We start from the raw sequence: 14,949 nt of genomic DNA on the forward strand, positions 1-14,949 counted from the left end.
GTTTATGGAGTAACTCAGCATGACGACTGTGCTCGAGCGACCGATCGTCTTCGACTCGCTCCTGGCCACCGTGGCGGCCGTCGACGACCTGAGCCCGCACCTGCGGCGCGTGACATTCGTCGCACCGCGGATCAAAGAGGCGGTCACCGCAGGGCCGGACCAGCGGATCAAGGTCCTGCTGGCACCTCCGAACGGCAGCGCGATCCGACTCCCGTCAGGGCCCGACTGGTACGCCGACTGGTGCGCACAGTCTGTCGACGAGCGTTTCATCATGCGGACGTACACCGTGCGCGCCCTGCGGCCGGAGGTGGCCGAACTCGACGTCGAGTTCGTCCTGCACGGCGTGAACGGACCTGCGTCGGCCTGGGTGAGCTCCGCGCAGCCGGGCGACCAGGTGGGCCTGCTGCTGCCGTTCGCGGTCGACACGACCAGCACGAAGGGACTGCTGCACTCCGGCGTCGACTACGTGCCTCCGGCGACGAGTGTCCGGCGGGTGCTCGTCGCGGACGAGACGGCGCTGCCTGCACTGGCAGGGATCCTGGAGGAGCTTCCTGCGGGAGTAGATGCCACCGTCTTCGTCGCCGTACCTTCCGAGGCTGACATCCGGCCGCTGACAGGTGCTGCTGACGTCACGTGGGTCACTGAGGGATCCCTGGTGGACGCGGTGAAGTCAGCAGCGCTGCCGTTCGACCCTGACTACGCCTGGGTCGCCGGTGAGTCGTCGATGATCAAAGAGGTACGCCGCCATCTCGTGAACGCTGTCGGGATGCCGAAGCCGGCCATCTCGTTCCAGGGCTACTGGAAGCGCGGCGAAGCTCACTGCTAGGACGGGTTCTCCGCGTGGGTGAGGGTCTCCCAGGCAACGAACAGGTTGTTGGAGCCGGCCGGACGACGTGACTCTGTCAACGCCTGGGTGTTCGTCATCGCGATGCCCAGGCGGGTATGGAGCGCGTTGTAGCCCACCTCGGTGATCGGACCGAGGCCCCGGTTCAACGTGCCGCCGCAGAGCCAGGAAGGCACCGGCTCCAGGTTCCGCTCCCACTTGGACTGGAAGCCGAGCGCCTGCCGCAGCCGTTCGCCGAACTCCGGGTACATGTCGACGCCCTGGATACGGGCTGTCTCCAGCACATGTGAGATCGAGGAGATGCCGTAGCCGGTGTGGGTGAAGTCACGGCACGTCTCCTGCGTCAACCCGGTCACGAACGTCCCTTGGCCCTGCCAATAGCTCACGATCTTGTCGCGGGTGTTGAGGTTCTGGCTCGGTACGGTCTTCGGCAGGGCACCGTCCGACTCCAGGTACACGTACGCAGGTACACGCAGCCGGTACAGCGCGATCGCCTTGTCGTAGATGGTCTTGTCCTCAAGGAACACGCCGATGCCTTGGAGGGCCTCGGTCATGCTCAGCTCCCAGTTCCCGTTGGAGTTGGAGCCGTTGATGATCTTCGGGACGTAGACGTTGCGGAGCATGGTCGCGAAGCGGCCTGCGTTCGGCCAGTTGCCGTACTCGTACTTGATGAGCTCCGCGGCCTTCGGCCAGGACGACGCGGCCCACGCGGTCTGCAGCGGGGCGTTGCTGTTGGTGTGGTCCTGGATCGTCGCCGACCACGCGTCCATCAACTGGATCGACTTCTGCGCGTAGCGGTCGTCGCGGGTCAGGTACCAGAGCAGAGCGTCGGTGTAGGCCGCGATCGCGTCCTCGCGTTCGTCGGTGCAGCCGTAGTTCGGGTTCGAGTACGGACCGCACTCCACGATCGCCCGCGGCTTCGGCGTCCGGGACAGGGAAGCGTACGAGCTGTTCTTGGCCTGGTTGAAGGCGTCGGTCCATGGCTGTGCGCCTGCCTGAACCTTCGACCGAACGAAGTCGAGTTGGGCCTGACTGACACCGACACCGGGATGGGTGAACGTCGCCGGCGCGTCGGCGGCGTGTGCGGCTGGACTGACGAGGGTCCCGGCAAGCAGCGCGGTGGCCAGGACAAGGGGCATCTTTCGCATGGGCGGTGTCCTGTCTTCGGGGGCGGTAGGACAGCGGTTTCCACGGCAGTGTCACGACGTACTGCGACCAGGGTCAAGAGCCCGGCGGTACCGGAACTTCGCTGGAACAGAACGCTCAGTTGTCCCATTTCCCGTGGAACAAAAGGCGGTTCCGTCTCACTAGTGCAGGGCTAGCTCCTCGGCACGGACGCCAGCGGCGTCCATCAGCGCGGCAGCCGTGGCTGCGCCGATGCCGCCGAGGGGCTGGGCGCGGACGACCGCGCGGGCGCTGGCACCGTCGAAGATCATCGTCAGCTGAACGGCCAGCATGGACGGGTCGTCGGCGCCGGCCTTCACGAGTTCGCGGTGGAAGAAGTCGGTGAGCTGCTGCTTGAAGTGCCTCGCCACCACGGAGCCCGGGTGCTCCGGGTTCTTCAGCTCGACCGCGGTACTCACGTACGGGCAGCCTAGGTAGTTGCCCGTCGCAACAATCTCGTCCTGCCGCTCGAACACGGTGAGGATCCGCGCGCGCGGCGACCGCTCGTCCTCCGCGCCCGGATGGAGCAGCGTCTGGTACGCCGGGCCGCGACTGGCCAGGCTCTCCGCGATCAGCTCGTCCTTCGACCGGAACAGCTGGTACATCGACTTCTTCGACACCCCGGCCGCCTTGCACAGCGCGTCCACTCCGATGTTGACGCCGTCGCGGTAGAAGAGTTCGCCCGCGGCGTCCAGAAGCCGCTCACGGGGAGTCGCGGAAGTGCTCATGGCATCGAGGGTACCGGCTGGATTTGAAATGAGAAACCGATCGGTTTACAGTGCTGGAAACAGATCAGTTTCCACTGAGGAGTTTCCATGACCACACTCGAAGGCGCCGTCGTCCTGGTCACCGGCGGGCAGCGCGGGATCGGCAAGGCGATCGTCGACGACCTGCTCGGCCGTGGCGTCGCGAAGGTGTACGCAACCGCCCGCGACCCGAAGCCGAGCGACGACCCGCGGGTCGTACCGCTGCCGCTCGAGGTCACCGACCAGTCGTCGATCGACACGCTCGCCGCAGCCGCGCCCGACGTGACGGTGCTGATCAACAACGCCGGCGCCGGTTCGCCGGACACCTACCTGGACAGCTCGATCGACGACGTCCGCGCGGTCTTCGACGCGAACTTCTTCGGACCGCTGCAGCTCACCCGGGCGTTCGTCCCGATCATCGAGCGGAACGGTGGCGGCCACATCCTGAATGCGCACTCGGCCTTGTCCTGGGTCGCCCGGCACGGGGCTTACTCCGCGACCAAGGCCGCGCTCTGGCTGCAGACCAATGCGATCCGCCTCGAACTGCTGAACCGCGGCATCGGCGTCACCGGCTTGCACATGGGGTACGTCGACACCGACATGGCAAGCACGGTCACCGCGCCGAAGTCCCGTCCCGAAGACATCGCGAAGGCCGCGCTCGACGGCATCGAGACCGGCGCGTACGAGGTCCTCGCCGACGACACCGCCCGCGGCGCCAAGGCCGCGATCTCAGGTGACCTGACGGCGCTCTACCCCGAGCTAGCCGGCTGACCACCACGGGTGTGAGGCCTACCGGGGAGGTGGGGACAGACCCATCGTTCGGGCAGTCGTGCGGCGGTTCGCTGGGAAGATGAAGCTCGCCAAGATCGCAGCACTGCCCGTCTGTGCCTCTGTCCTCATCGCTTCGACTCTCGTAGCGGGTTCCACGGCGTCCGCCACCGCCGTCGTGCGGCCCGCTGCCCGTGCTCAGCACGCACCGCGTGGCCAGCTCGTCTCCGTCGTTCCCATCGAGCACCTGTCCGCTGCAGAACTCACGCAGTACCTGAGACAGCCGGCGTCGTACGGCGTCGACGCATACCGCGTCGTGTACCGCACCATCACCCCACAAGGACAGCCGACAACCGCCAGCGGCCTGGTAGCCGTCCCACGCTCGGCCAAGCGACGCCTGGACCTGGTCACCTTCCTGCACGGCACGAACGCCACCCGCAACTCGACAGCCTCAGTCCTCCGCACGAGCCCCGACCGAGTACGCAGCCTGATGTTCGCCGGCGCCGGTTTCGCAGTCGCAGCACCGGATCTCCTCGGCCTGGGCGTTGGACCTGGCCGCCACCCGTACGGCGACACCGCCTCGGAGATCTCAGCCTCGGCGGACCAACTGGTCGCGGCCCGCGAACTCACCACCGCACTCGGCCGCTCCCTTCGCCCCGGCGTACTGGTCACCGGCTTCTCCGAAGGCGGCCGCATCACCCTGAGCCTCGGCCGAGCACTGCAGCGCGAACAGGTCCCCGGCTTCACCCTCCGTGCACTCGCCCCGGTCGCCGGCCCGTACGACCTACTGGGCGTCGAGCTTCCAGCCCTGGTGGACGGGCGCGTCAGCCCCTTCGTAGCCACACCGTCCAGGAGATCGCCGCCGCCCTACCGACCAGCCCGGACAAGCTGGTACGCCCGGAGTTCCTGCAAACTCTCACGCACCCGACGGGCCCTCTTGGCGACCGCCTCCGCGCGGCTGACACCATCTGCACCAACTGGAAGCCCCGGGTTCCCCTGCACTTCTACACCGGCTCCGCTGACCACGACGTACCCGCCACCAACGCCGCCAGCTGCCAAAGCAAGCTCGGCGTGCCCAGCACGATCACCGACGTAGGCCCTGTCGACCACAACGGCACCGCCGAACTCGCCTACCCGCAAATCCTTACCTGGTTCAGTTCACTCGCGCGTCGATAGCTGGTCTGCCGGGGACGTACCGTAGATGGCATGTCAGTCACAGGGGGACCGCCTTCCACCCATGAAGAGGAGGTGGAGGAGCGGGTCGGGCCGTACCGGTTGATCCGGCGGCTCGGGCAGGGTGGCATGGGTGTCGTCTACCTGGCCGAAGGACCTGAGCACCAGGAGGTCGCGCTCAAGGTACTGCGGCCGCACGTCGCGCACGACCCGATCGCACGGGCGCGGTTGCAGCGCGAAGCCACCACGTTGCAGAAGGTCAACCACCCTGGCGTGGCCGGCATCCTCGACCACGACCTGGACGGCGAGCAGCCGTACCTTGTGACCCGCTTCGTCCCCGGGCGCCCGCTGGACGAGCAGGTCGACGAGCGCGGCCCACTGACCCCACGCAAGTGGCTCCCGCTGGCCGGCTGCCTCGCCGAGTCGCTGCAGGCCATCCACGCGGCCGGAGTGATCCACCGCGACCTCAAGCCCGGCAACGTGATGATGTGCAACGGCAAGCCGGTGATGATCGACTTCGGCATCGCCCAGGCCGCCGATGACCTGCGGTTGACCCAGACCGGGCTGGTGATCGGTACGCCGGGCTACCTGGCGCCGGAGCTCATCGAGGGCGAGATGGTGTCGCAGTCCGCCGACTGGTGGGGCTGGGCGGCCACCGTGGCGTTCGCCGCGACCGGGCGGCGCCCGTTCGGCAAGGGACCGTTCGAGGCGGTACTGGCTCGCGTGCACTCCGGGCAGGCCGACCTGGACGGACTGGACCCGCGGCTGAAGTCTCTGCTCGCCGCAGCGCTCTCCCCCGACAAGGCCGACCGTCCCACACAGGACGAGATCATGACTGGCCTCAGCCGGTACGCCGAAGGTCGCGACGCGCTGCCGCCGCGCGAGGCGCCGACGATGGCAGCCGTGGCGCCGACCAGGCTCGTGACGAAGCTGATGCCGACGGTGGAGCCTGAGGTCGACGACGGCCCCACACCGACCCAGGTGGCCGAGCTGGTGCCGCCGGTGATTCCGCCGCTGTCAGCGTTCGCACCGATCCGCGACAAGCTCCGCGAAGCCACCACGAAGAAGCCGGAACCTCCCCCGCCTTACGGCCAAACGCCGTACCCAGCGGAGCCGTTCGTTCCGTACGCCGCGAACCCGTACGCTCCGGCCCCTTACCAGCAGCCGTCCGCGCCGATGCCTGTGCAACCGGCTCAGCCGCCGGTCCAGCAACCCGCCAAGTCGCCGCCCACCGGCCGTCGTACGGCCGTGATCGTCGGCTTCATGCTGCTGCTGACCGGGCTCGTCGCGTTCACGCCAGGCTTCGGTGCGGCGGTCGCCATCATCCTGTTGGTGCTCGCTCGAACAGTGGACCGCTCCAGCACGGCCCTGATGCGACGCCGTCAGGTCCGCGGCCGCTCGGGCAAGTCAGACGGAGTGGTCGCCGCAGCAGCCAGCCCAGTGCAACTGGCTACCGCAGCACTCATCACAGTCCCCTGCTTGATCCTGCCGCTGCTGACAGCAGTTGTGGTCGGCGGAGTCGTCACGGGCATCGCTGCGTCGACCTACGGCCTCGACTGGAAGCCCTTGTCCGCTGTCGGCTTCGGCACGGCGGCCCTGACTGCCCTGTTCTGCAGCTGGTGGGGCCCGGGTGGCAGCTCACTACGACGCGGTGCTCACATCACCGCCCGGAACACCTTCCGCGCGCACTGGGTTTCCGCGCTCGTCGCCGTAGTGCTGCTGGTGATCGGCGGCATCCTGTTCTTCCGGGCCACCCAGGGCGGCGGCGCCGACTGGGCACGGCAGCCGATCGAGACGCCGAACATCCAGCGCCCGAGCATCGGCGACCTGCGGAACGCGCCGTTCATCCGGGACCTCCCCATCATCGGAAACTGACGGGGAGGTCCACCGGGTCAGAGCTGGACGATCTGGCTGCGCTCGGGACCGACACCGATCGCGGAGATCCGCGCCCCGCTCAGCGACTCGACGGCGCGGACGTACGACTGCGCCTCCTTCGGCAGGTCCTCGAACGTCCGGCAGCCGGAGATGTCGTCCGTCCAGCCGTCGAACTCCTCGTAGACCGGGACCGCGTGGTGGAACTCGGTCTGCGTCATCGGCATCTCGTCGTGCCGTACGCCGTTCACCTCGTACGCGACGCAGACCGGGATCTTCTCCCGCCCGGTGAGCGTGTCCAGCTTGGTCAGTACGAAGTCGGAGACCCCGTTCACGCGGGCCGCGTACCGGGCGATGACCGAGTCGTACCAGCCGCAACGCCGCGGGCGGCCCGTCGTCGTACCGAACTCGAAGCCTTGCTGACGCAGCCACTCGCCGTCCGCGTCCAGCAGCTCGGTCGGGAACGGACCCTCACCGACACGGGTGGTGTACGCCTTGACGACGGCCATCACGCGGTCGATCCGGGTCGGCGGGATGCCGGTACCGGTGCAGGCGCCGGCGGAGATCGCGTTCGAGGAGGTGACGAACGGGTACGTGCCGTGGTCGACGTCGAGCAGCGTCGCCTGACCGGCCTCCATCAGCACGGTCCTGCCGTCGTCGAGCGCCTTGTTCAGCAGCAGGCTGGTGTCCGCGACCATCGGCTTCAGGCGGTCCGCGTACTCGAGCAGCTCGTCGAGGACCTCGCTGATCTCGACCGCGCGCCGGTTGTACACCTTCACCAGCAGCTGGTTCTTCTGCTCCAGCGCGCCGGTGACCTTCTGCTCGAGGATCTTCTCGTCGTACAGGTCCTGGATCCGGATGCCGAGCCGGTTCATCTTGTCGGCGTACGTCGGGCCGATGCCGCGTCCCGTCGTACCGATCTTCCGGCTGCCGAGGAACCGCTCGGTGACCTTGTCGAGGGTCCGGTTGTACGGCGGGATCACGTGGGCGCTGGCGCTGACCACCAGGCGCGACGTGTCCACCCCGCGCGCCTGCAGCGCGTCGAGCTCCTCGAACAGCACGCTGAGGTCGACCACGACCCCGTTGCCGATCACCGGGGTGACGCCCGGTGTGAGGATGCCGCTCGGGAGCAGGTGCAGCGCGTACTTCTCGGATCCGATCACGACCGTGTGGCCGGCGTTGTTGCCGCCGTTGAACTTGACCACGTAGTCGATGACCTCGCCCGTGTTGCCGAGCAGATCGGTCGCCTTGCCTTTGCCCTCATCGCCCCACTGGGCGCCGACGAGCACGATTGCGGGCATCTCAGCCCTCCTCTTCACGCACCGACATCACACCCCGTGGCGGCCGGTGCTGGAAACGGTGAAGCCCGGAGACATTCACCGAACATTCATCCGGCAATGCATCCAGGCTCTTGCGACCAAAGCTTACCGGACCGGGGCGCAGGCGTTTCGGGCCTGTCCACAACGTTCGAGCGACCGTTTCAAATCACTGTTTCATCAACTGACGGGTTGCGATATTGCGTGATCACGTGCACACTCTTAGTCAGCGGCCCGCCGAAACTGCCGCAGGGGACGGTTCCGGCGGGCCGCTTCCTCTTGCCCCTAGGAGTTGAGCTCCTCGGGGTTGGAGGCGAGCCACTCCTTCACCCTGCGGTCGGCCTCCTGCGGGCTGACGTCCTCGACCTTAGTGAGAATCGCCCACCGGTGCCCGAACGGGTCGATCACGGTGCCGAACCGGTCGCCGGTCATGAACGTCTGCACCTCTTCCACCGGCTTGGCACCGGCCGCGACCGCCTTCGCGTAGGTCGTGTCCACGTCCGGCACGTAGTGCACGATCGACGAGTGCACCCACTCGCCGTTCGGCGCCCGCAGCCCGATCTGCGGCATCTGGTCGCTCAGCTGCAGCATCGAGTTCCCGAACCTGAGCTCGGCCTGACCGACCCGGCCGTCAGGCATGTCCTGCCGGCTGACCACCTCGGCTCCGAAGACCGAGGTGTAGAACTCGATCGCCTTCGGCCCGTCCGCGACGGCGAGGTACGGGGTCAGCGAGTGATAACCGTCGGGGATGGGGTTTACCGTGTTCGTCGTCATGCCCCAAGTCAATCCGCCGGCCCCCTGTGGGGTCTTGTAAGAAAGCGACAGCCGCGTTGACCCACTCCGCCGACAGCGAGAAGGGCATCCTGCACCCCCGGGAGCAAGCCCGGCACCGGTCGCTGAACCGGCTCGTGCCGGGGCCGGAGGCCGGGCGCTTCGTGGAGTGGTACTGGATCGTCGAGTGGGACCTGGACGAGCCGTACACCGCGGAGGTGTTGCCGTTCCCGGCCGTGAACGTGACGTTCGAGCAGCCTGGTGGTGCGTTCGTGAACGGGGTCTGCACGCGGAAGTTCTCCCGTGAGCTCGTGGGGCGGGGCCGGGCGTTCGGGGTGAAGTTCTGGGCCGGCGGGTTCGGGGCGATCACCGGGCTGGACGTCGGGTCGTTCCGGGACGAGGTGCTGCCGCTGACCGCGGTGTTCCCGGACGGCGACCGGCTCGCGGACCTGATGTTCGAGGCCGAGTCCGACGTCCGGCGGCGCGCGGTGTTCGAGGCGTTCCTGCGTGATCACCTGGGCCCACCCGATCCGTCGTACGAGCTGGTCCGGGAGATCGTGTCGACGATGGCCGCGGACCGGTCGGTCGCCCGCGTCGACGAGATCACCGAGCGTTTCGACGTACCGATCCGTACCCTCCAACGCCTGTTCCGCCGCTATGTGGGGGTAGGTCCCAAATGGGTGCTGCGCCGCTACCGCCTCCACGACGGCGCCGAGCTGCTGGCCCAGGGAGACGTAGCCGAGCTGGCAGAGCTTTCTGCTTCCCTCGGCTACTTCGACCAGGCCCACTTCTCCAAGGAGTTCAAGCAGCAGATCGGCCTGACTCCTTTGGAGTACGCCACGCGCGCCGCCGCCGAACGGCAGGTCACCTACCGCTGAGCTTCACCGTCACCGCCATCGCAAGGGCACATGTTGCCGCGGCGAGCGCGACCACGAAGCCGTACTGCGGGCTGTGCTGGTCGACGACCCATCCGGCGAACGCTGAGCCGAGCGCGATGCCGGCGGCGCCGCCCGAGTTCAGCCAGGTGAAGGCCTGGGTCAGTACGGCGGAGTCGACGGTCGACTCGGTCAGTACTGCGGACAACGTCTGGAACGGGGCGATCGCGAGGCCGGGCAACGTCAGCGCGAGAGCTGCGGTCAGCGGCGTGTGTACCGCGGTCAGCGGCAGGCAGCTCACGGCCAGCCAGACGAACGCGACGACGAACTGCGTTTCCGGTGCAGTCCGCCAACGCCTTGCACCGTAGGCGAATCCGGCGATCAGGCTGACCAGGCTGGTGATGCTGTACAGCGGGCCGGCGAGTCCCGGCGTACCCCGGGAGACTGCGAGCGCTGTGACGGACACCTGCATGCTGCCGAAGAACAGGCCGATGCCGATGTTCGTACCGACCAGGCCGGCGAACCGCTTGTGCAGCAAGCGTTTCGAGCTGCCGTGCTGCCCAGGCCTGACTGGCGGCGGCGCGGTGCTTCGCTGCACCGCCAGCAGAAAGCCACCAGCAAGTAGAAGACCTGTCGCGAGCAGTGAACCTGCAGCAGGAGTGCTGGACGAGCTCACGATGCCTACGAGTCCAGGGCCGACCATGAACGCGACACCGACGCTGAGGGACTCCAGTGCGAACGCCGAGGACAACAGTGGATTCTCACGCAGCGCGTAGGCCCAGCGGGCTCCTGTCTGCGCCCCCAGCTGCGGCAGCGATCCGCCCGCGAGTACGGCCGCCATCACGAGTGACCACAGGGGTGCGTGGGAGACAGTGAGACCGATCAGCAACGCCATCATCGTGGCGTGCACGAGCAGGGTGACAGGCAACATGCGGGTCTGACCGAAACGGTCGATGAGCCTCGCGACCTGTGGACCGGCGACCGCCTCGGCCACGGCGAACCCGCCGGTGGCTGTCCCCGCGGCGGCATACGAACCGGTCGAGCCGTGCACCAGCCAGACGATGCCGAGGCCCGTCATCGCGATCCCGATCTTGGCCGGGGCCGCTGCGAAATAGAACTTCCAAGCGCCAGGAGTACGCAGTACTGCTGCGTAGGTGGGCGCGACGATCCGTCCGGTGAGAGCCGGCACGGTGTTACCTTCCGCTGCCCGAAGGGGCGGGGACCCGACCGTGGGCGTCCAGCTTCGCCGGTCTGTCCATCCGCCTAGAACCGTCCATGTTCGGCAGGAAGCGGGGACGCTCGCCGCCTGCCGGCACTGTCAACGGGCAGAAACCTCGAGTGGTTCAGGTTGACCGGAACAGTCTACCGTCCACGAGCACCGGCACCACCTCGCTCTGGTCGACCTCGGCCGCCACGTCGACGTCCGCCGCGAAGCCGTACGCCGTCAGTTCGCGACCGCCCGCGCACTCGTGCAGGTACTTGGGCAGTTCGTCCTTCGTCGCCTCGTACGCCGCGACCGCCGCCTGCGCCTCCGGCGAGAGGTCGTCGCGCCGGAGTGCACTCAGAAACCCGCCGGCACCCCACAGATCCTCGACCGCGGGCCGCAGCGACCCGTCAGGCCAGCGCTCCCCCGCCGCGATCGCGACGACCCTGCCGCCCGCGCTCCGTTGCCTGCTGACCCAGTCCGCCGCTGCTTGCCGGTTACGCAGCGACACCGCGATCACCGTCGCACCGCTGTCGCTCAACTGCTTCGCGATCGTCGAACCGTTCGGCGACGGCAGCACCAGCTTGGTGATTCCGGTCACGCCGCGGATCGATGCCGGCGACAAGCTCACATCGCCCGGGCCGGCCGCGGACCGCCCGACCGCCAGCGTCGCGCCGTACTCCTGCGCGTACGCGACTGCGGTCTCGTCGCGCCAGCGGTACGGGTAGACGTCGATGCCGCGATCGGCCGCAACCGTCACCGACGTCGTGAACGACAGCACGTCGACGACGGCGACGATGTCACCGGCAACGACCTCGGCTCCGACGGGTCCCCAGTCGAACCCGGCACCGAATCCGGCCTGCGCGTAAGGGCTGGTCACCCGGCAGATCATCCCGCCCGGGAACCAGCCCTACAAGCAGATTTCAGCTCAGCACGTCCGCGGCCGTCGGCGAGCTGTCGCGCAGGAACGTGGCGCAACGCTCGGCCTCGTCCTTCTCGTCGATCAGCGCTGCCGCCTTGCCGAGCGCGGCCAGCGCGCGGAGGAATCCGCGGTTCGGCTCGTGCTCCCACGGGACCGGTCCGTGGCCCTTCCAGCCGTTGCGCCGGAGCAGGTCCAGCGCGCGGTGGTAGCCGGTGCGCGCGTACGCGTACCCCTCGATGGTCCGGCCGTCGGCGAGCGCGCCCTCGGCAAGCACCGCCCAGGCCAGCGAGGACGTCGGGTACTTGGCCGCGACGTCCGCCGGAGCGGCCCCGTCGGCGAGTTCCGCCGCGGCCGGGTCGACCGGTAGTAGTGTCTCGGGTGGACCTGAGAGCAGATTGTTCAATTCCATAAGCACATCTTCGCCGATCACGCAGCCGTACCGGCACGTGACCGTCTGACGAAATCCGTTGACCGTTCACCCGGCGGCCACGGATGCTTGAGACCCTGCGTCAACCGCCGTGGTTCCCAGCTACGGCCGGAAGGAGGCACCGGATGAGCGTCATAGTCCTGAACGCGTCGTACGAACCGCTGCACACCGTATCGATCCAGCACGCCATCCGGATGCTGGTTCGTGAGGTCGCAGTGGTCGAAGAGGCGCACGGAGAGCGAACAATCGGCCCGTTCCCGGTCCCTCGCGTCCTCCGCCTGGTCCGCTACGTCGTCACCCACTGGCGCTACGCGGCCGGCCGGATGAAGTACAGCAAGCACGGTGTCCTGCGCCGCGACAAGTTCCGCTGCGCGTACTGCGGCCTGGACAACGCCGACACCATGGACCACGTCCAGCCCAGATCCCGAGGCGGCCGCACCGAATGGCTCAACGCCGTAGCCGCCCACGCCTCCTGCAACGAACGCAAAGGCAACCGCACCCCCGCCGAAGCCGACATGCCCCTCCTCTGGCAACCCTGGATACCCACCCGCGCCGAGCTCGTCACAGAAAAGTGACGAGCATTTTTTATGCCCGCTGGTAGGCGCAAGTTCTCCACAGATTGAAAGTTGGTGGTCCTGGGAGGGGGGAATCGCGGCAAGTTCTAGGGCATGAATGGTCAGCTTGCTGTGATGGCGTCGATTCGGGGTGGGGTGTTCACCCGGGCCGACGCGCGTGCCTGTGGGTACGCGGACGTTGAGATCGACTCGCTCCTCGGGTCCGGGCGCTGGCGCCGGATCCGGCGGGGGACGTATGCCGCTCAGCGGTCACTGATGCTGGTGACCGACGAGGTGCTGCACCTTCGCCGGACCTATCGCGTGCTGCGGGCGAGCGGACCGAACGTGTTCGCCAGCCACCAGTCCGCCGCGGCACTCCACGCCTTACCGGTTTGGGGTCTCGACCTCACCCGGGTGCATGTGACCGCGCCGGACGGTCGATCCGGCCTGCTGCGCGGCGTGCACCGTCACATCCGCGACCCAGTCGGCCCCGGCCTCCAACTGTGGAACAACCTGCGCATGGTCTCACCGGCTCGCGCGATCGCCGAGGTGGCCGCGACCGCCCCAACCATGCCCGCAGTCGTGCTCGCCGACGCCGCGATCTACACCGGCACCGTGGACCGACTCGCACTCAAGCAGGCGATCACAATCCTTGACCACGGCAGCAAACGAGCCCTCGACGTACTCGACCAGCTCACCGGCGCCGCCTCGATCGCCGAGTCCCGCCTGCGCCACATCCTCGCCACCGCGGGTCTCCCCACACCCAGCGCAGACCCACCACCGGACCTCGACCAACCGGATCCCGACGATCCCCGAGCCGAAGCGCTGTGGTTCCCGGAGGACCGCACCGTCGTCGAGTTCGAGCCGCGTTTCCCCTTCTACAGCGACGAATTCGAGCCCGCCACCGAGGAGACGCCACCCGACCCGTCAACCTTCGAAGGCCCACACCCCGTGGAGCACTGCTGGATCTCCTGGACCGATCTCGACGACCCCGCGACCGTGGCCGACCGCATCCGAACCACGTTCACCCGGGCCGCCCGCCGCACCGGAATCCGGCACTTCGACCAGGCCCGGGTGCGCTGACAACAAGGAGTCACCAGATGCATTCCAGCAACGCGAAACAGGCCCGCCTCGGAGAACTCCCCCGGACGGGCCTGCTCGGAACAGCTTTCGGAACGTCAGGCGTTCAGCGACGTACCGGTCGAACGCAGGTTCTCGCACGCCTCGCCGACACGCTTCGCCATGCCTTCTTCGGCCGCCTTGCCCCACGCGCGCGGGTCGTAGGCCTTCTTGTTGCCGACCTCGCCGTCGACCTTCAGCACACCGTCGTAGTTCGTGAACATGTGCGCCGCCGCCGGCCGGGTGAACGCGTACTGCGTGTCGGTGTCGACGTTCATCTTGATGACGCCGTTGTCGACCGCGGCCCGGATCTCCTCGAGCGTCGAGCCGGAACCACCGTGGAACACCAGGTCGAACGGGCGGTCCTTGCCGAGCTTGGCGCCGACCTGCTCCTGGATCTCGGCCAGGATCTCCGGACGCAGCTTCACCGCACCCGGCTTGTAGACGCCGTGCACGTTGCCGAAGGTCAGCGCGGTCAGGTAGCGACCGTTCTCACCGGTGCCGAGGGCCTCGACCGTGGCCAGGCCGTCCTCGACGGTGGTGTACAGCTTCTCGTTGATCTCGTTGGCGACACCGTCCTCCTCGCCGCCGACGACGCCGACCTCGATCTCCAGGACGATCTTGGCCGCGGCCGTCTTGGCCAGCAGCTCCTTCGCGATCTCCAGGTTCTCGGCCAGCGGCACCGCGGAACCGTCCCACATGTGCGACTGGAACAGCGGGTTCTCGCCGCGCTTGACGCGCTCGGCCGAGATCTCCAGCAGCGGCCGGACGAAGCCGTCCAGCTTGTCCTTCGGGCAGTGGTCGGTGTGCAGCGCGATGTTCACCGGGTAGTTCTTGGCGACCTCGTGCGCGTAGGCAGCCAGCGCGACCGAGCCGGTCACCATGTTCTTGATCGTCGGACCGGACAGGTAGTCCGCACCACCGGTGGAGACCTGGATGATGCCGTCCGAGCCCGCCTCGGCGAAACCGCGGATCGCGGCGTTCAGCGTCTGCGAGGAGCTGACATTGATGGCCGGGTAGGCGAAGCGGTTCTGCTTGGCCTTGTCCAGCATCTCGGCGTAGACCTCAGGGGTTGCAATAGGCATGTCTCGCGGTACTCCTCACAACACAGTTCTTGTGGGTTCGGCTCCAGTATTGCCGCCGGGCACTTCGTCGTGACCAGCGGCCCACCTGCTGAACCGGCCTGGTGGCCGG

General features: G+C 67.8%; 15 protein-coding genes. 7 read left to right on the forward strand and 8 right to left on the reverse strand.

What is annotated here, in order from left to right; translation table 11 throughout:
* Positions 1-19 precede the first annotated feature (19 nt).
* The gene (locus ACFYRU_RS08630) at positions 20-826 is read left to right on the forward strand and encodes a siderophore-interacting protein (protein ID WP_387654752.1); all 807 of its coding nucleotides are present in this window, start codon (positions 20-22) and stop codon (positions 824-826) included.
* Here ACFYRU_RS08630 and ACFYRU_RS08635 read toward each other — a convergent pair.
* Both ACFYRU_RS08635 and ACFYRU_RS08640 read right to left on the reverse strand, forming a co-directional pair.
* Positions 823-1,992, reverse strand: coding sequence for an alginate lyase family protein (locus ACFYRU_RS08635; RefSeq protein ID WP_387654755.1), 1,170 nt, complete (start codon positions 1,990-1,992; stop codon positions 823-825). The two genes, ACFYRU_RS08630 and ACFYRU_RS08635, sit on opposite strands and share 4 nt — an antisense overlap.
* 159 nt (positions 1,993-2,151) lie before the next feature.
* The gene (locus ACFYRU_RS08640; RefSeq protein ID WP_387654757.1) at positions 2,152-2,736 is read right to left on the reverse strand and encodes a TetR/AcrR family transcriptional regulator; all 585 of its coding nucleotides are present in this window, start codon (positions 2,734-2,736) and stop codon (positions 2,152-2,154) included.
* Between the two features lie 87 nt (positions 2,737-2,823).
* On the opposite strand from ACFYRU_RS08640, the gene ACFYRU_RS08645 reads away from it, so the two are divergent.
* From ACFYRU_RS08645 to ACFYRU_RS08655, 3 genes are all read left to right on the forward strand, one after another.
* Positions 2,824-3,525, forward strand: a complete 702-nt coding sequence (locus ACFYRU_RS08645) for an SDR family oxidoreductase (protein WP_387654759.1) — start codon at positions 2,824-2,826, stop codon at positions 3,523-3,525.
* 79 nt (positions 3,526-3,604) lie between these two features.
* Positions 3,605-4,618 carry a hypothetical protein gene (locus ACFYRU_RS08650; protein WP_387654762.1) on the forward strand — a complete coding sequence of 338 codons (1,014 nt, stop codon included), beginning with the start codon at positions 3,605-3,607 and terminating at the stop codon, positions 4,616-4,618.
* 110 nt (positions 4,619-4,728) lie between these two features.
* Positions 4,729-6,570 carry a serine/threonine-protein kinase gene (locus tag ACFYRU_RS08655; RefSeq protein ID WP_387654764.1) on the forward strand — a complete coding sequence of 614 codons (1,842 nt, stop codon included), beginning with the start codon at positions 4,729-4,731 and terminating at the stop codon, positions 6,568-6,570.
* Between the two features lie 17 nt (positions 6,571-6,587).
* Here ACFYRU_RS08655 and ACFYRU_RS08660 read toward each other — a convergent pair whose 3' ends face one another.
* Together ACFYRU_RS08660 and ACFYRU_RS08665 are read right to left on the reverse strand one after the other, a co-directional pair.
* Positions 6,588-7,868, reverse strand: a complete 1,281-nt coding sequence (locus ACFYRU_RS08660; RefSeq protein WP_387654767.1) for an adenylosuccinate synthase — start codon at positions 7,866-7,868, stop codon at positions 6,588-6,590.
* Between the two features lie 300 nt (positions 7,869-8,168).
* Positions 8,169-8,657 (reverse strand): VOC family protein, encoded by a 489-nt coding sequence (locus tag ACFYRU_RS08665; protein ID WP_387654770.1) that lies wholly within the window; start codon positions 8,655-8,657, stop codon positions 8,169-8,171.
* Positions 8,658-8,713: 56 nt separating this feature from the next.
* Here ACFYRU_RS08665 and ACFYRU_RS08670 point away from each other — a divergent pair, with 56 nt between their 5' ends.
* Entirely contained in the window at positions 8,714-9,532 is an 819-nt protein-coding gene (locus tag ACFYRU_RS08670; protein WP_387654773.1) for a DUF6597 domain-containing transcriptional factor, read from the forward strand.
* Here the strand turns inward: ACFYRU_RS08670 and ACFYRU_RS08675 are convergent.
* The 3 genes from ACFYRU_RS08675 to ACFYRU_RS08685 all read right to left on the reverse strand — a co-directional run bounded on the left by ACFYRU_RS08675 (position 9,519) and on the right by ACFYRU_RS08685 (position 12,064).
* Positions 9,519-10,718 (reverse strand): MFS transporter, encoded by a 1,200-nt coding sequence (locus ACFYRU_RS08675; RefSeq protein ID WP_387654776.1) that lies wholly within the window; start codon positions 10,716-10,718, stop codon positions 9,519-9,521. The genes ACFYRU_RS08670 and ACFYRU_RS08675 overlap by 14 nt on opposite strands.
* 154 nt (positions 10,719-10,872) lie before the next feature.
* Positions 10,873-11,613 carry a 2-phosphosulfolactate phosphatase gene (locus ACFYRU_RS08680; RefSeq protein ID WP_387654779.1) on the reverse strand — a complete coding sequence of 247 codons (741 nt, stop codon included), beginning with the start codon at positions 11,611-11,613 and terminating at the stop codon, positions 10,873-10,875.
* A 43-nt stretch (positions 11,614-11,656) separates the two neighbouring features.
* On the reverse strand, positions 11,657-12,064 hold the full coding sequence (locus ACFYRU_RS08685) for a DUF3151 domain-containing protein (protein ID WP_141855919.1): 408 nt from the start codon (positions 12,062-12,064) through the stop codon (positions 11,657-11,659).
* Between the two features lie 143 nt (positions 12,065-12,207).
* On the opposite strand from ACFYRU_RS08685, the gene ACFYRU_RS08690 reads away from it, so the two are divergent.
* Together ACFYRU_RS08690 and ACFYRU_RS08695 are read left to right on the forward strand one after the other, a co-directional pair.
* Positions 12,208-12,657, forward strand: a complete 450-nt coding sequence (locus ACFYRU_RS08690; RefSeq protein WP_387654783.1) for an HNH endonuclease — start codon at positions 12,208-12,210, stop codon at positions 12,655-12,657.
* 114 nt (positions 12,658-12,771) lie between these two features.
* The gene (locus ACFYRU_RS08695; RefSeq protein ID WP_387654786.1) at positions 12,772-13,719 is read left to right on the forward strand and encodes a type IV toxin-antitoxin system AbiEi family antitoxin domain-containing protein; all 948 of its coding nucleotides are present in this window, start codon (positions 12,772-12,774) and stop codon (positions 13,717-13,719) included.
* A gap of 95 nt (positions 13,720-13,814) precedes the next feature.
* On the opposite strand, the gene fbaA is transcribed toward ACFYRU_RS08695, so the two are convergent.
* Positions 13,815-14,840 carry a class II fructose-bisphosphate aldolase gene (gene fbaA, locus ACFYRU_RS08700; RefSeq protein ID WP_387654788.1) on the reverse strand — a complete coding sequence of 342 codons (1,026 nt, stop codon included), beginning with the start codon at positions 14,838-14,840 and terminating at the stop codon, positions 13,815-13,817.
* Positions 14,841-14,949 lie beyond the last annotated feature (109 nt).

Origin of the sequence: Kribbella sp. NPDC004536, assembly GCF_042873835.1 — a bacterium.
GTDB lineage: Bacteria > Actinomycetota > Actinomycetes > Propionibacteriales > Kribbellaceae > Kribbella.

What these genes read in the sequence shown, in the direction of transcription:
- ACFYRU_RS08660 (WP_387654767.1), bottom strand. Translation starts at nt 7,868, where the DNA reads ATGCCCGCAATCGTGCTCGTCGGCGCCCAGTGGGGCGATGAGGGCAAA.
- ACFYRU_RS08650 (WP_387654762.1), top strand. Translation starts at nt 3,605, where the DNA reads ATGAAGCTCGCCAAGATCGCAGCACTGCCCGTCTGTGCCTCTGTCCTC.
- ACFYRU_RS08665 (WP_387654770.1), bottom strand. Translation starts at nt 8,657, where the DNA reads ATGACGACGAACACGGTAAACCCCATCCCCGACGGTTATCACTCGCTG.
- ACFYRU_RS08695 (WP_387654786.1), top strand. Translation starts at nt 12,772, where the DNA reads ATGGCGTCGATTCGGGGTGGGGTGTTCACCCGGGCCGACGCGCGTGCC.
- ACFYRU_RS08635 (WP_387654755.1), bottom strand. Translation starts at nt 1,992, where the DNA reads ATGCGAAAGATGCCCCTTGTCCTGGCCACCGCGCTGCTTGCCGGGACC.
- ACFYRU_RS08690 (WP_387654783.1), top strand. Translation starts at nt 12,208, where the DNA reads ATGAGCGTCATAGTCCTGAACGCGTCGTACGAACCGCTGCACACCGTA.
- ACFYRU_RS08685 (WP_141855919.1), bottom strand. Translation starts at nt 12,064, where the DNA reads ATGGAATTGAACAATCTGCTCTCAGGTCCACCCGAGACACTACTACCG.
- fbaA (WP_387654788.1), bottom strand. Translation starts at nt 14,840, where the DNA reads ATGCCTATTGCAACCCCTGAGGTCTACGCCGAGATGCTGGACAAGGCC.
- ACFYRU_RS08645 (WP_387654759.1), top strand. Translation starts at nt 2,824, where the DNA reads ATGACCACACTCGAAGGCGCCGTCGTCCTGGTCACCGGCGGGCAGCGC.
- ACFYRU_RS08630 (WP_387654752.1), top strand. Translation starts at nt 20, where the DNA reads ATGACGACTGTGCTCGAGCGACCGATCGTCTTCGACTCGCTCCTGGCC.
- ACFYRU_RS08655 (WP_387654764.1), top strand. Translation starts at nt 4,729, where the DNA reads ATGTCAGTCACAGGGGGACCGCCTTCCACCCATGAAGAGGAGGTGGAG.
- ACFYRU_RS08640 (WP_387654757.1), bottom strand. Translation starts at nt 2,736, where the DNA reads ATGAGCACTTCCGCGACTCCCCGTGAGCGGCTTCTGGACGCCGCGGGC.